The organism is Brevundimonas sp. ZS04, assembly GCF_001956865.1.
Taxonomy (GTDB): Bacteria; Pseudomonadota; Alphaproteobacteria; order Caulobacterales; family Caulobacteraceae; genus Brevundimonas; species Brevundimonas diminuta.
The window spans coordinates 19,860-33,729 of record NZ_MTHE01000019.1; the positions used below are offsets into that span (position 1 = coordinate 19,860).

The following is a 13,870-nucleotide window of genomic DNA, read 5'->3' on the forward strand; positions in this document are numbered from 1 at the left end:
GGTCGCACCCAGTCGACCCGGAGGACCGTTCGTCATGGGCAAGCTCAAGACGGCGCTGATATTCGGCGCCATCGCTATCCTGGGGGCCGTGTCCCTCGCCGTCATCGCCCTGCACCAGGGCGAGAGCATCAGCGCCGTATGGATCGTGGTCGCGGCGTTGTGCGTCTACGCCATCGCCTACCGCTTCTACGCCCGCTATCTGGCCGGGAAGGTGCTGGGGCTGAACGCAAGGCGGCCCACACCGGCCGTCCGGCACAATGACGGGCTGGATTACGTTCCGACGCCACGCAACGTCCTGTTCGGCCACCATTTCGCGGCCATCGCGGGCGCAGGGCCGCTGGTCGGGCCGGTGCTGGCGGCGCAGATGGGCTATCTGCCCGGCGTGCTGTGGATTCTGGTCGGCGCCGTGCTGGCGGGGGCGGTGCAGGACATGATCGTCCTGTTCATGTCGACCCGCCGCGACGGCCGGTCGCTGGGCGACATGGTCCGCACCGAGATGGGGCCGATCCCCGGCGTCATCGCCCAGGTCGGGGTGCTGATGATCATGGTCATCATCCTGGCCGTGCTGGCGCTGGTGGTGGTCAAGGCGCTGGCCGAGAGCCCCTGGGGCACCTTCACCGTCGCCGCCACCATCCCCATCGCCGTCTTCATGGGCCTGTACACCCGCTTCCTACGCCCCGGCCGGGTGGGCGAGGTGTCGGTGATCGGCGTGGTGCTGCTGGTTCTGGCCATCATCGGCGGCGGCCATGTGGCGGCTGATCCGGTCTGGGGTCCGGCCTTCACCCTGTCGGGCACGACGCTGGCGCTGGCCATGATGGCCTATGGCTTCATCGCCTCGGTCATTCCGGTGTGGCTGCTGCTGGCGCCGCGCGACTACCTGTCCACCTTCCTGAAGATCGGCGCCATCGTCGCCCTGGCCGTCGGCATATTGATCGTGCGGCCGCATGTGCAGATGCCCGCCATCACCCCCTTCATCGACGGCACCGGGCCGGTCTTCTCGGGCGCCCTGTTCCCCTTCCTGTTCATCACCATCGCCTGCGGAGCCGTGTCGGGCTTCCACGCCCTGATCTCGTCGGGCACCACGCCCAAGCTGCTGGAGAACGAGAATCAGATCCCGCTGATCGGCTATGGCGCCATGCTGTGCGAAAGCTTCGTGGCCATCATGGCCCTGATCGCCGCCACCGTGCTGGACCCGGCCGTCTATTTCGCCATGAACAGCCCGGTCGCCGTCATCGGCGACAACGCCGGCGCCGCCGCCGCCGCCGTGGCCCAGTGGGGCTTCCACATCACCCCGGCCGAGTTGGAGCAACTGGCCAAGGATGTGGGCGAGCATTCCATCCTGTCGCGCGCGGGCGGCGCCCCGACCCTGGCCGTCGGCATGGCCCACATCCTGTCGGGCGTCATCGGCGGCAAGGCCATGATGGCCTTCTGGTATCACTTCGCCATCCTGTTCGAGGCCCTGTTCATCCTGACCACGGTCGATGCGGGCACCCGCGTCTGCCGCTTCATGATCCAGGACCTGCTGGGCATGGCCGTGCCGAAGATGCGCCAGACCCAGTCCTGGACCGGCAACGTCGTGGCCACGGCACTGACGGTCGGGCTGTGGGGCTATTTCCTCTATACCGGCGTGGTCGATCCGCTGGGCGGGATCAACAGCCTGTGGCCCCTGTTCGGTATCGCCAACCAGATGCTGGCGGCGGTCGCCCTGATCCTGGGCACGGTCGTCCTGTTCAAGATGAAGCGGCACAGGTTCGCCTGGGCCACGGCGGTTCCGGCGGTCTGGCTGCTGATCTGCACGGTCACGGCAGGGCTGCAGAAGCTGTTCCACCCCGACGTGAAGATCGGCTTCCTGGCCCACGCCCGGAAGTATCAGGACGCCATGGCCGCCGGCGACATCCTGGCCCCGGCCAAGACCATCGGCGACATGCACCGGGTCATCGTCAACGACTACGTCAACTCGGCGCTGACGGCGGGCTTCCTGTTCGTGGTGCTGACGGTCGTGGTCTATGGCGTCGGGGCCTGTCTCAAGGCGCTGAAGTCCGACCAGCCGACCGTGGTCGAAACCCCGGCCGCGCATGAGCTGACCCTGACCGACGAAGCCATGGACATCGCCCGTGCTTAAGTCCTCTTCATCCTCAGCGACGACCGGCGGCGCAGACCTGCTCTGCGCCTGCCGGGACACGTTGGTGCGGTGGGGCAAGGACGCCCGCCGCACCGCCGGGCTGATGATCGGCCAGCCGGATTATGACGCCTATGTCGCCCACGCCGCCGTCACCCACCCGGATCAGGCGCCGCTGGACCGCACCGCCTTCTTCCGCCTGCATGAGGCGCGGCGGTTCGGCGAAGGCGGCGGCTTCCGCTGCTGCTGAAGCGGCTTGACCGCACCCGGACGGTTACAGGCGATCATATCTTGTTACGGGCCTTGTTACGGCGACGGGGTTGCAACCGCGCGCGCTCCGTCCCACTAAGGCGCCAATCATAACCGCCCCTGTTCAGGAGACTGCTCCCCATGACCGTTCGCGTCGCCATCAACGGCTTCGGCCGCATCGGCCGCCTCGTCCTTCGCTCGATCGTCGAGCACGGCCGCAAGGACATCGAGGTCGTGGCGATCAACGACCTGGGTCCGGTCGAGACCAACGCCCACCTGTTCCGCTATGACTCGGTGCACGGCCGCTTCCCCGGCACGGTCACGACGGGCGAGGACTGGATCGACGTCGGCACCGGCAAGATCAAGGTCACGGCCGAGCGCGACCCGGCCAACCTGCCGCACGCCGAGCTGAAGGTGGACATCGCCCTGGAATGCACGGGCATCTTCACCTCCAAGGACAAGGCCTCGGCCCACCTGAAGGCCGGCGCCAAGCGTGTGCTGGTCTCGGCCCCGGCCGACAACGCCGACAAGACCATCGTCTTCAAGGTCAACCATGAGACCCTGACGGCCGACGACATCGTCGTCTCCAACGGCTCGTGCACGACCAACGCCCTGGCCCCGGTGGCCAAGGTGCTGCACGACCTGTTCGGCATCGAGCGCGGCTACATGACCACCATCCACGCCTACACCGGCGACCAGCCGACGCTGGATACGATGCACAAGGATCTGTACCGCGGCCGCGCCGCCGCCCTGTCGATGATCCCGACCTCGACCGGCGCCGCCAAGGCCCTGGGCCTGGTCCTGCCGGAACTGAAGGGCAAGCTGGACGGCTCGTCGATCCGCGTCCCGACCCCGAACGTCTCGGTCGTCGACCTGAAGGTCGTCGCCGGTCGCGAAGTCACCGTCGAGGAAATCAACGCCGCCCTGCTGGCCGCCGCGAACGGCCCGATGAACGGCGTCCTGGCCACGACCACCGACCCGCTGGTCTCGGTCGACCTGAACCACGTGGCCGCCTCCTCGACCGCCGCCCTGCCGCAAACGCAGGTCGTCGACGGCAAGCTGGCCCGCGTCCTGACCTGGTACGACAACGAGTGGGGCTTCGCGACCCGCATGGCCGACACCGCCCTGGTGATGGCGAAGTTCCTGTAAGACCGCACAGAGAACCCCGGCATGCTCTTGTTCACAGGACTGCCGGGGTTTTTTATGTTCGCTCTACATTCTCTGCCGTGGTCGCTGCTGGCCATCGGGGCGTGGAGCTTCGTCACCTGGCAGGGGTTGAGGAAAATCGACCTCGGCCCACTGGCTGACGGCTCCTTCGTTCTCAGAGGATGCGGCGTCGCAGCGTTGCTTCTGGTCGGAATAGCCATCCCCCTTCTGACCCGTTCATGGCCAGCCTCAGCCACAGCTTTCGCCTGGTTCGGAATTCCGGTTCTCTTGGCGGGCTTTGCGATCGCAGCCTATCGAAAGCATGCGAGACGTGGACGGGGCTTCATCGCCATAGCGGCCCCGGCGGTCGCTCTACAAATTCAACTCATGATCCACGGCGCTCTGCTCTGGATCGGGCACATCTTCTCTGGAGGCAGCCCAATATGACCTTCCGCACCCTCGACGACGTTTCCGACCTGTCCGGCCAGACCGCCCTGGTCCGCGTGGACTTCAACGTGCCGATGGAGGACGGGAACGTCACCGACGACACTCGTCTGAAGGCCGCCCTGCCGACCATCCACCGCCTGCGCGAAGCGGGCGCCAAGGTGGTGCTGCTGGCCCACTTCGACCGTCCCAAGGGCGAGCGCGTGCCGTCGATGAGCCTGAAGCCCGTAGTCGAGCCGCTGGAGCTGCTGCTGCACGGCCCGGTGCGCTTCGCCGACGACTGCGTAGGCGATGACGCCAAGGCCGCCGTGGCCGATCTGGACGCGGGCGGCGTGCTGCTGCTGGAGAACGTCCGCTTCCACAAGGGCGAGGAAAAGAACGACCCGGCCTTCGCCCAGCAGCTGGCGGAACTGGGCGACCTCTACGTCAACGACGCCTTCTCGGCCGCGCACCGCGCCCACGCCTCGACCGAGGGTCTGGCCCGCCTGCTGCCCGCCTATGCGGGTTGCGCCATGGCGCGCGAGCTTGAGGCGCTGGATGCGGCGCTCGGCAAGCCGCAGAAGCCGGTCATCGGCATCGTCGGCGGCGCCAAGGTCTCGACCAAGCTGGACCTGCTGAAGAACCTGGTCGCCAAGCTGGACTATCTGGCCATCGGCGGCGGCATGGCCAACACCTTCCTGTTCGCCCAGGGCGTCGATGTCGGCGGTTCGCTGTGCGAGAAGGATCTGGCCGACACCGCCCGTGAGATCATCGAGGAAGCCCGCCGCCAGGGCTGCGAACTGCTGCTGCCCGTCGATGTGGTGGTGGCCAAGGGCGTCAAGCCGGGCATCGAGTCGGGCGTGCGCGCTCTGGATCGCATCGCCGCCGACGACCTGATCCTGGACGCCGGGCCGGAAACCGTCGCCCGCCTGAACCGCGCCATGGACCTATCGAAGACGCTGATCTGGAACGGCCCGCTGGGCGTGTTCGAGGTTCCGCCCTTCGACAAGGCCACGGTCGAGGCCGCCAAGCACGCCGCGGAACTGGCCAGGGCCGGCAAGCTGGTCGCCGTGGCCGGCGGCGGCGACACCGTCGCGGCCCTGAATCACGCAGGCACGGCCGACGACATGACCTTCGTCTCCACCGCGGGCGGCGCCTTCCTGGAATGGATGGAAGGCAAGCTTCTGCCGGGCGTCGAGGCCCTGCGCGCCGCCTAAAAACGTCAAGGCGAGGGCTGTTCGCGGCCCTCGCCCCTGATGTCTGAAGCTTTAGTCTTCGCCGTCCATGTCGACGGCGCGCGCGACCAGATCGCGCCACGTCGGATCGGTGTCGTCCACCAGATCGACGTCATCCAGCAGGGCCACCGCCCCGCCGCCGTCGGGCAGGATCAGACCCAGCACCTCCATCAGATCGCCGTCGGGCCCGACGTGGGCCTCGGCCTGAACGATCACCGCCGCCTGTTCGCCGTCGTCTTCCCACCAGATGACCGGCTGGGGCAGCTCCATGTCGATGACGCGCGCCTCTTCGGTGTCGCCCAGAGCGAACACGGCCTTGCCCGCCTGAACATCGTCCAGCGTCGCCACGGCCCCGTTGAAGGGCGTCAGCCGCGCCCAGTCGTCGACGTCGAAACCGCCGCCGTCCTCATCCAGCGCATCATCGTTCTGGCTCATTGCCGCTCCTTGGTCAGATACGCCGAGGCGTCGCGTCCACTTAGAGGCTGCGCGCCCAAAGTCCACCCGGCTTGCGCCTTGTCACATCGGCGTGACTTCCCCCGCCCGACCGGCTAAGACCTCGGGCAAAATCATATCTGGTTCAGGAGACTATCCATGGCGCGCATCACGCTGCGACAACTGCTCGACCACGCGGCGGAGCACGACTACGGCCTGCCCGCCTACAACATCAACAACATGGAACAGGGCCTGGCCATCATGGAGGCCGCCGACGCCGTCAACGCGCCGGTCATCATCCAGGCCTCGCGCGGCGCCCGCTCGTACGCCAACGACGTCGTCCTGGCCAAGCTGATCGACGCCCTGGCCGAACTGTACCCGCACATCCCGGTCTGCATGCACCAGGACCACGGCAACGGCCCGGCGACCTGCGCCACCGCCATCCAGTACGGCTTCACCTCGGTGATGATGGACGGCTCGCTGGAAGAAGACGCCAAGACCCCCGCCTCCTACGAATACAACGTCGACGTGACGCGCCGCGTCACCGAGATGGCCCACAGCTGCGGCGTCTCGGTCGAGGGCGAACTGGGCGTTCTGGGCTCGCTGGAGACTGGCATGGGCGAGGCCGAGGACGGCCACGGCTTCGAAGGCAAACTGGACCACTCGGCCCTGCTGACCGACCCGGATCAGGCCGTCGACTTCGTCAAGGCCACCAAGGTCGACGCCCTGGCCATCGCCATGGGCACCTCGCACGGCGCCTACAAGTTCACGCGCCAGCCGGACGGCGAAGTCCTGGCCATGAACGTGATCGAGGAAATCCACCGTCGCCTGCCCAACACCCACCTGGTGATGCACGGATCAAGCTCGGTGCCGCAGGATCTGCAGGACATCATCAACGCCTATGGCGGCCAGATGCCCCAGACCTGGGGCGTGCCGGTCGAGGAGATCCAGCGCGGCATCAAGAACGGCGTGCGCAAGGTCAACATCGACACCGACAACCGCATGGCCATGACCGGCGCCATCCGCAAGCTGCTGGCCGAGAAGCCGGGCGAGTTCGACCCGCGCGCCTATCTGAAGCCCGCCAAGGAAGCCATGCGCAAGCTGTGCCAGGAGCGCTATCTGCAGTTCGGCTGCGAAGGCATGGCCTCCAAGATCAAGCCCCTGTCCACCGCCCAGATGGCCAAGCGCTACGCTTCGGGTGAACTGGACCCGCGCATCGGCTGATCCCCGGTCGCGTCCTGATCAGACTGAAACGCCCGCCTTCGTCGACCGGAGGCGGGCGTTTTCATGTTCACCAGACGCCGTAGCGGCCGCCGATCGCCCCGCGCACCGCCCGCGCCTCGATCTCTGCGTAGTGAAGCGCCTCTTCGGCCTGGCGCACATCGCGACGGGCGTCGCGAATTTCATCACGCACTTCACGGATACGGTCGCGGATGCGGCGGCGCTCCTCGTCGGTCAGGCCGTCCTGGCGCAGCTCACGCTGCTTGGCCTCCAGCTTGTCCTCGCGATTGTCGATGCGGCTGATCGCCGAGTTCAACGCGCTCTCGGCAGAGGCCACCGCCTGCTCGACCGCATGGATGCGCCGCCCGTCCTCATAGGCAGGCAGGAAGTCTCGCTCCTCGGCCGGGGCGCAGACCCCGCCGTAGCTGTTCCCTTCGCGCCCCTGCCGGAAGCCGTTCTCCCAGGTGCAATAGGTTCGCAGCCCGTCTTCTCGCGAGGCCAGATAGGCGCTCATGTTCGGCGCCACCCCGTATTTGGCGCAGGCCTTGGCGTGCTCGTCCAGGCGGCTGACCTGGCGTCCGGCCGCGCCGTCGCGCCAGCCCTGACCGCCCCAGTCGCCGACCAGGCACTGATCCTCGTTCATGGTGGCGCAGCCCGACAACAGCGTCAGGCCCGAAACAGCGACAACGGCGGCGATCAGCGACTTCATCTTCGGCCTCTCCAGGGGCGTTTTCGCGTTTGAGGTCTGATGACGCCTCTGCACGCCAGCCATGCTATTTCGCCTTATGGCCGATGAACCTTTGCTGACGGAAGACGACGAAACGCTCGAGGATGCGCCGCGCGCCGCAGAACGACTTCAGGCGCGCATCGACGCGCCGGGCGTGCGTCTGGACAAGGCTCTGGCCGAGGCCTTCCCGACCCTGTCCCGCGCCCGGCTCCAGGCCCTGCTGGCCGACGGCGCCGTCACCCGCGACGGCCTGACGGTCTCCAACGGTTCGGCCAAGGCCCAACCCGGTCTCTATGTGGTCGCCCTGCCGCCCGTCGCCCCGGCGACGCCCCAGCCGGAAGCCATCCCCCTGACGGTGCTGTTCGAGGACGCCGACCTGATCGTCATAGACAAGGCGCCCGGCATGGCCGCCCATCCGGCCCCCGGCTGCGAGACCGGCACCCTGGTCAACGCCCTATTGGCGCATTGCGGCGACAGTCTCTCCGGCATCGGCGGCGTGGCCCGCCCCGGCATCGTCCACCGCCTCGACAAGGACACCTCGGGCGTCATGGTCGCCGCCAAGTCCGACCGCGCCCACGCAGGGCTCTCCGCCCTGTTCGCCGCCCACGACATCGAGCGCACCTATGTGGCCCTGACGCGCGGCGCGCCCTCGCCCGAGAAAGGCCGCATCCAGACCCAGATCGGCCGTTCCAGCGGCGACCGCAAGAAGATGGCCGTGCTGCGCTCCGGCGGACGCGAGGCGATCACCGACTATGTGGTCCAGCAGACCTTCGGCCGCCCGGCCAAGGCCTCGAACGCTCGGCTGGCGGCTCGCGTCGCCTGCACCCTGCACACCGGCCGCACCCACCAGATCCGCGTCCACATGGCGTCCAAGGGCGCGCCCCTGCTCGGCGATCCCGTATACGGCTCGGGCAGTCCGGCTGCTGCCGTCCGCGCCGCCGTCGAGGCGTCCGGCTTGAAACGCCAGGCCCTGCACGCCGCCGTCCTCGGCTTCATCCACCCTGTCACCGGCGAAGCCCTCCGCTTCGAAACCGCCCCGCCGGACGACATGCAACGCCTCGAAGCCCTACTGTCCGAACTCTGACGCTCCGGACCGGCGTCCGACTGCGCCAAACTGTCCGCTTTATTAGCAACAACATCTGTGCTAGATAATGACGACGACGGCGAAGGACTGAGCATCGCCGCCGAATTGGGACAATCCGCCCCTTTCGCTTCGGGCAACGGATTCCCATCTTGTCAGTTGAGGGGCGAGGTGATGACGCACGTCATGTGGTCGGAACCGCAACGCCAGCTCATGTAGCCGGAGGGACCATATGGCCAACAATACGCTGACGGTGATGTCGCCTGAACAGGGACTCTCCCGTTATCTTACGGAAATCCGTAAGTTTCCCATGCTGACCAAGGATGAGGAGTTCATGCTCGCCAAGCGGTGGAGCGAACACCAGGATCCTGAGGCCGCCCACCGTCTCGTGACCTCTCACCTGCGCCTCGTGGCCAAGATCGCCATGGGTTATCGCGGCTACGGCCTGCCGATCGGCGAGGTGATCTCCGAGGGCAACGTCGGCCTGATGCAGGCCGTCAAGAAATTCGACCCGGACAAGGGCTTCCGCCTGGCGACCTACGCCATGTGGTGGATTCGCGCCTCGATCCAGGAATACATCCTGCGCTCCTGGTCCCTGGTGAAGATGGGCACCACGGCCGCCCAAAAGAAGCTCTTCTTCAACCTGCGCAAGGCCAAGAGCCAGATCTCGGCTTTCGAGGAAGGCGACCTGCACCCTGAGCATCTGACGGCCATCGCCACCAAGCTGGGCGTGTCGGAAGAAGAAGTCACCAACATGAACCGCCGCCTCGGCGGCGACGCCTCGCTGAACGCCCCGCTGCGCGCGGACGGCGAAAGCGAGTGGCAGGACTGGCTGGCCGACGACGACGCCGTCAGCCAGGAAACCCAACTCGCCGAAAACGAGGAAAAGTCGATCCGCATGAGCCTGCTGCAAGAGGCCATGGAGGAACTGACCGACCGCGAGAAGCACATCCTGACCGAGCGCCGCCTCAAGGACGACCCCGTCACGCTGGAAGAACTCGCCGGCCAGTACGGCGTCAGCCGCGAGCGCGTGCGTCAGATCGAGGTGCGCGCCTTCGAAAAGCTGCAGAAGGCCATGCGCGCCGCAGCCGAGGAACGGAACCTAGTCGACGCCTGACGTCGACCACGGCTCACTACCCTGCCCGCGCCAGCGTCTCGGGCGGCGCCAGCTTCAGCACCGCCTGAACCGGCGCCGTCAGCGCGGCCTTCGTCGGCGCCCCGGCAGCCAGCACCGTATCCAGCCCCGCCGCGGCGATCGCCAGCGGCGCGTCGCCGGTCTTGATGGCCAGCGCTTTCAGGGTCTCGGCCTGCTGCTTGATGGCTCGCACGGCCTGCATCGGATCGCTGTCGAACTGCGTCAGGGCCGAAAACAGGATCCGCATAGCCTGATCCTTGACCGCCACCGCGGCCTCGGCGCCGGAACGCGGCTTGTCCGCCTTGCGCTTCTGCGGCCCGGCGTAGTCGTCCGAGTTGAAGCGTCGCCGATCCGGCCCGACATAGCCCACCGCCTCGACCCAGTCGCGCGGCTTGGTCGCCAGGTTCTCGATCCGTCGTTGCAGATCGCCGCTGGTGAAGGGTTTTCTCAGGAATTCGTGCACGCCGGAATCCCGCGCGCCCTTGATGGCGCTGGCGGTCGCTTCGGCCGTCACCATGATGATCGGCGCGCGTCGGCACGACAGGCTGGAGCGACGGATACGCCGCACCAGGGCCTCGCCGTCCAGCTTCGGCCCTGCCCGCTCGGTGCAGATCAGGCCCGGCTCCATCTCGCGCGCCAGGTCCAGCACGCGCGCCTCGTCGCCCTCGACCACGATCTCGCGCGATCCGAACCCCTTCAGCAGGTCCATCAACAGGCGCGCAGCGGCGGGATTGGGGTCGACGATCAGCACACGCCGAACCACCGGCGCGATCCTCTGCATCGTCTTGGCGTCTAGGGCGAACACGGGGCGAGCTCCATTCCAGAGCCCGACCCTATGCCCCACGGGTTAAGGCGATGTTGCCTCAGCCCAAAAACGTAAACTCAACCCTGGAAAGGATCGCGCATCAGAATGGTGTCGTCGCGCTCGGGGCTGGTCGACAGCAGGGCCACCGGCGCGCCGATCAGCTCCTCGATCCGCCGCACATACTTCAGCGCGTGGGCGTTCAGATCCTTGAAGCTGCGGACGCCGCCCGTGCTCTCGGTCCAGCCTTCCAGCTCCTCGAACACCGGCTCAGCCGAGGCCTGATCCTTCAGGCTGGACGGCAGATAATCCAGCACCTCGCCGTTGATGCGATAGCCGACGCAGATCTTCAGCGTCTTCAGCCCGTCCAGCACGTCCAGCTTGGTCAGGGCGATGCCGTCGATGCCGTTGATCGCCACCGACTGGCGCACCAGCACCGCGTCGAACCAGCCGCAGCGACGCGCCCGGCCGGTGTTCACGCCGACCTCGCGACCGACCACGGCCAGATGTTCGCCGACCTCATCGTTCAGTTCGCAGGCGAAGGGGCCTTCGCCGACGCGGGTCGTATAGGCCTTCACGATGCCCAGTACATAGCCGACGCCGCGCGGACCGACACCCGACCCCGCCGCCGCCTGACCGGCGATGGTGTTCGAACTGGTTACATAGGGATAGGTGCCGTGATCCACGTCCAGGAAGGCGCCTTGCGCACCCTCGAACAGCACCCGCTTGCCCGCCTTCTGCGCGGCGTCCAGCACCCGCCACGCCGGCTTGACGTAGGGCAGGATCTTCGGCGCGATCTCCAGCAGTTGCGCCAGCAGCGCCGCCGGGTCGATCGGCTCCAGTCCCAGACCCGCGCGCAGCGGATCATGGTGCGAGCGCAGGCGGTCGATCTTGATCTTCAGGTCGTCTTCATTGGCCAGGTCGCAGACGCGGATGGCCCGACGCCCCACCTTGTCCTCATAGGCCGGGCCGATGCCGCGTCCGGTCGTGCCGATCTTGGCGCCCGGCGCGCTGGCGGCGGCTTCGCGCGCCACGTCCAGCGCCGGATGGATCGGCAGGATCAGGCAGGCGTTGTCGGCGATGGTCAGGATGTCAGGGGTGATGGCCACGCCCTGGGCCTGGATCTTCTCGATCTCGCCGACCAGGTGCCACGGGTCCACGACCACGCCGTTGCCGATGATCGAGGGCTTGCCCTGCACCACGCCCGACGGCAGCAGCGCCAGCTTGTAGACCTTGCCGTCGACGACCAGCGTATGCCCGGCGTTATGGCCGCCCTGGAACCGCACGACCATGTCGGCCCGGTTCGACAGCCAGTCGACAATCTTGCCCTTGCCCTCGTCGCCCCATTGGGCGCCGACCACTGCGACGTTAGCCAAGACCGTTTCTCCGCAATCCAGAATGCGGTGGGAGCCTATAACCCCTGAATCGTCCGGAGTCGCCCCCCAAAGGGCGTAGAATGGGCGACAGAATTATCCGGCCAGTTCGTCGACCGCCGTCTGGAACGCCCACTCCAGCCATGGCGTCGCGGCCACGACGTCCGCCGTTTCCACCGTACAGCCGCACCACAGGCGCAAGCCCGGAGGCGCATAACGATGCGGCTCCATGTCATAGACCGCCCCCTCGCCTTCCAGCAGCCCCTTGAACCGCTTCACGAAGGCCTTCTGTCCCGCCTCGTCCATCGCCGCGATACGCGGATCGACGAACTTCAGACAGACCGACGTGGTCGAGCGGATTTCGGGGCGTTCCGGCAGGAAGTCGATCCAGTCGGTCCGCTCCACCCACTCGGCCAGGGCCGCATAGTTGGCGTCTGTGCGCGCGATCAGCGCAGGCAGGCCGCCTGCGTCCTTCGCCCAGTCCAGCGCGTCGATCCAGTCCTCGATGGTCAGGACCGAGAAGGTGTTCATCACCACCCCGTCCGCCAGGGTCCGGTCAAAACCCTTCTTGTCGACGATCCGCAGCACCTTGGGCACCGCCCGATCGGGGCGATAGGTATCCAGCCGCGCCACGGCGCGCGGCGACAGCACCATCAGGCCGATGCCCGCCTCGCCGCCCAGCGCCTTCTGGAAGCTGAAGGTCGTCACATCCAGCTTGTCCCACGGCAGGTCCATCGCAAACGCCGCCGAGGTCGCGTCGCAGATGGTCAGCCCCTCGCGATCATCGGCGATCCAGTCCCCGTCCGGCACGCGCACGCCCGAGGTCGTGCCGTTCCACGGAAACACCACGTCCTTCTTCGGATCGACCTGGGACAGGTCCGGCAGTTCGCCCCACGGCACCGTCAGCACTTCCGGCTCCAGCTTCAAGTGATCGCGCACGTCGGTCGCCCAGACCTGGCCGAAATTCTCATAGGCGACGACCTGCACCGGCCGCTCGCCCAGCATGCACCACAGCGCCGCCTCGACCGCGCCGGTGTCCGAGCCGGGCGTATACAGCAGCACATAGTCGTCTGGCGGACTCAGCACTTCGCGCGTCAGCTTCAGCCCATGCGCGAACCGCTCGGCCACCTCCGGCGCGCGGATGCCCCGGCCCATCAGATTGGTTGGCAGCCCCGCCAGCGACCAGCCCGGACGCTTGGCCGTCGGCCCGGCCGAGAACCAGGGGCGAGCGGGCTTGGCGGCGGGCTTGGGCGTCATGACGGTCTCTACAGTCTCGGGGAGGAGAAGAAGGAAGCTAAGCCCTTAGGCCATCAACGGCCGGGCTTATAGGGCCGGCGCTCACGCCATTCGGTCGCAAACCGGACCAGTTCGTCGTCCGGCGTCTCCGGCAGCGTCACCACCAGTTTCGCCAGCAGATCGCCGCGCTTGCCGTTCGCATGGGCCCCGCGCCCCTTCAGCCGCAGCACCTTGCCGGAGTTCGAGCCCTTGGGGATGGTCATCATCACCGCGCCCTCGGGCGTCGGCACCTGGATCTTGCCGCCCAGCACCGCATCGGGGACCGACACCGCCAGATCCATCGTCAGATCGGCGCCGTCGCGCTTGAACACCGGATGCGGCTGGATGCGCAGTTCGATCAGGGCGTCGCCCGCCTGACCGCCCCGCCCCGGCGCGCCCTGCCCCTTCAGCCGGATCACCTGGCCTTCGGAAGCGCCCTTGGGAATGGCCACATCCAGCATCCGCCCGTCCGAGAACTGGATGCGCCGCGTCGTCCCGGCGATGGCGTCCTCAAGGCTGATGTCGAGGGTAGCCCGCACGTCCTGGCCGCGCCCGCCGCCAAAGCCGCGCCCGGCCCCACGCCCGCCGCCGCCGAAAGCGCCGAAAATCTCTTCCAGATCGATGTCGTCGAAGCTGGCCCGGCCGCCGGGAC

Annotated in this window: 14 protein-coding genes; 8 read left to right on the forward strand and 6 right to left on the reverse strand. The window is 67.4% G+C overall.

Annotation, left to right across the window (positions count from 1 at the left end; genetic code table 11):
* Positions 1-34: 34 nt before the first annotated feature.
* From BJP32_RS15395 to pgk, 5 genes are all read left to right on the forward strand, one after another.
* Complete coding sequence (locus tag BJP32_RS15395; protein ID WP_046653222.1) at positions 35-2,122, forward strand: carbon starvation CstA family protein; 2,088 nt, start codon at positions 35-37, stop codon at positions 2,120-2,122.
* Positions 2,115-2,369: a YbdD/YjiX family protein gene (locus BJP32_RS17840; RefSeq protein ID WP_128720536.1), complete on the forward strand. Its 255-nt coding sequence runs from the start codon at positions 2,115-2,117 to the stop codon at positions 2,367-2,369. Before BJP32_RS15395 ends, BJP32_RS17840 begins: the two co-directional genes overlap by 8 nt.
* A gap of 140 nt (positions 2,370-2,509) precedes the next feature.
* On the forward strand, positions 2,510-3,517 hold the full coding sequence (gene gap, locus BJP32_RS15405) for a type I glyceraldehyde-3-phosphate dehydrogenase (RefSeq protein ID WP_046653220.1): 1,008 nt from the start codon (positions 2,510-2,512) through the stop codon (positions 3,515-3,517).
* Between the two features lie 21 nt (positions 3,518-3,538).
* Positions 3,539-3,961: a hypothetical protein gene (locus BJP32_RS15410; protein WP_046653219.1), complete on the forward strand. Its 423-nt coding sequence runs from the start codon at positions 3,539-3,541 to the stop codon at positions 3,959-3,961.
* A complete protein-coding gene (pgk, locus tag BJP32_RS15415) occupies positions 3,958-5,154 on the forward strand; it encodes a phosphoglycerate kinase (RefSeq protein ID WP_076224723.1) in 1,197 nt (398 codons plus the stop codon). Before BJP32_RS15410 ends, pgk begins: the two co-directional genes overlap by 4 nt.
* 51 nt (positions 5,155-5,205) lie before the next feature.
* Here the strand turns inward: pgk and BJP32_RS15420 are convergent, their stop codons facing one another.
* Complete coding sequence (locus BJP32_RS15420; protein WP_046653215.1) at positions 5,206-5,607, reverse strand: hypothetical protein; 402 nt, start codon at positions 5,605-5,607, stop codon at positions 5,206-5,208.
* A gap of 156 nt (positions 5,608-5,763) precedes the next feature.
* On the opposite strand from BJP32_RS15420, the gene fba reads away from it, so the two are divergent.
* Positions 5,764-6,828: a class II fructose-bisphosphate aldolase gene (gene fba / locus BJP32_RS15425; RefSeq protein ID WP_003165803.1), complete on the forward strand. Its 1,065-nt coding sequence runs from the start codon at positions 5,764-5,766 to the stop codon at positions 6,826-6,828.
* Between the two features lie 67 nt (positions 6,829-6,895).
* On the opposite strand, the gene BJP32_RS15430 is transcribed toward fba, so the two are convergent.
* Complete coding sequence (locus BJP32_RS15430; RefSeq protein WP_076224724.1) at positions 6,896-7,534, reverse strand: DUF2799 domain-containing protein; 639 nt, start codon at positions 7,532-7,534, stop codon at positions 6,896-6,898.
* 76 nt (positions 7,535-7,610) lie between these two features.
* Between BJP32_RS15430 and BJP32_RS15435 the strand changes: the two genes are divergently transcribed.
* Positions 7,611-8,636, forward strand: coding sequence for an RluA family pseudouridine synthase (locus tag BJP32_RS15435; protein ID WP_003165805.1), 1,026 nt, complete (start codon positions 7,611-7,613; stop codon positions 8,634-8,636).
* A gap of 229 nt (positions 8,637-8,865) precedes the next feature.
* Complete coding sequence (rpoH, locus tag BJP32_RS15440; protein WP_003165807.1) at positions 8,866-9,750, forward strand: RNA polymerase sigma factor RpoH; 885 nt, start codon at positions 8,866-8,868, stop codon at positions 9,748-9,750.
* A 16-nt stretch (positions 9,751-9,766) separates the two neighbouring features.
* Here the strand turns inward: rpoH and BJP32_RS15445 are convergent, their stop codons facing one another.
* The 4 genes from BJP32_RS15445 to BJP32_RS15460 form a co-directional block, all read right to left on the reverse strand.
* Positions 9,767-10,573: a two-component system response regulator gene (locus BJP32_RS15445; protein ID WP_003165808.1), complete on the reverse strand. Its 807-nt coding sequence runs from the start codon at positions 10,571-10,573 to the stop codon at positions 9,767-9,769.
* Between the two features lie 77 nt (positions 10,574-10,650).
* A complete protein-coding gene (locus BJP32_RS15450) occupies positions 10,651-11,946 on the reverse strand; it encodes an adenylosuccinate synthase (protein ID WP_040345924.1) in 1,296 nt (431 codons plus the stop codon).
* A gap of 93 nt (positions 11,947-12,039) precedes the next feature.
* Positions 12,040-13,200 (reverse strand): phosphoserine transaminase, encoded by a 1,161-nt coding sequence (locus tag BJP32_RS15455; protein WP_046653210.1) that lies wholly within the window; start codon positions 13,198-13,200, stop codon positions 12,040-12,042.
* 53 nt (positions 13,201-13,253) lie between these two features.
* Positions 13,254-13,870, reverse strand: a 617-nt coding sequence (locus BJP32_RS15460) for a J domain-containing protein (RefSeq protein ID WP_076224726.1), incomplete at its 5' end; no start/stop codon positions are given.

Coding starts and splice junctions, on each gene's coding strand:
- BJP32_RS15395 (WP_046653222.1), top strand. CDS start 35: ATGGGCAAGCTCAAGACGGCGCTGATATTCGGCGCCATCGCTATCCTG.
- rpoH (WP_003165807.1), top strand. CDS start 8,866: ATGGCCAACAATACGCTGACGGTGATGTCGCCTGAACAGGGACTCTCC.
- gap (WP_046653220.1), top strand. CDS start 2,510: ATGACCGTTCGCGTCGCCATCAACGGCTTCGGCCGCATCGGCCGCCTC.
- BJP32_RS15455 (WP_046653210.1), bottom strand. CDS start 13,200: ATGACGCCCAAGCCCGCCGCCAAGCCCGCTCGCCCCTGGTTCTCGGCC.
- BJP32_RS15430 (WP_076224724.1), bottom strand. CDS start 7,534: ATGAAGTCGCTGATCGCCGCCGTTGTCGCTGTTTCGGGCCTGACGCTG.
- fba (WP_003165803.1), top strand. CDS start 5,764: ATGGCGCGCATCACGCTGCGACAACTGCTCGACCACGCGGCGGAGCAC.
- BJP32_RS15435 (WP_003165805.1), top strand. CDS start 7,611: ATGGCCGATGAACCTTTGCTGACGGAAGACGACGAAACGCTCGAGGAT.
- pgk (WP_076224723.1), top strand. CDS start 3,958: ATGACCTTCCGCACCCTCGACGACGTTTCCGACCTGTCCGGCCAGACC.
- BJP32_RS15420 (WP_046653215.1), bottom strand. CDS start 5,607: ATGAGCCAGAACGATGATGCGCTGGATGAGGACGGCGGCGGTTTCGAC.
- BJP32_RS15410 (WP_046653219.1), top strand. CDS start 3,539: ATGCTCTTGTTCACAGGACTGCCGGGGTTTTTTATGTTCGCTCTACAT.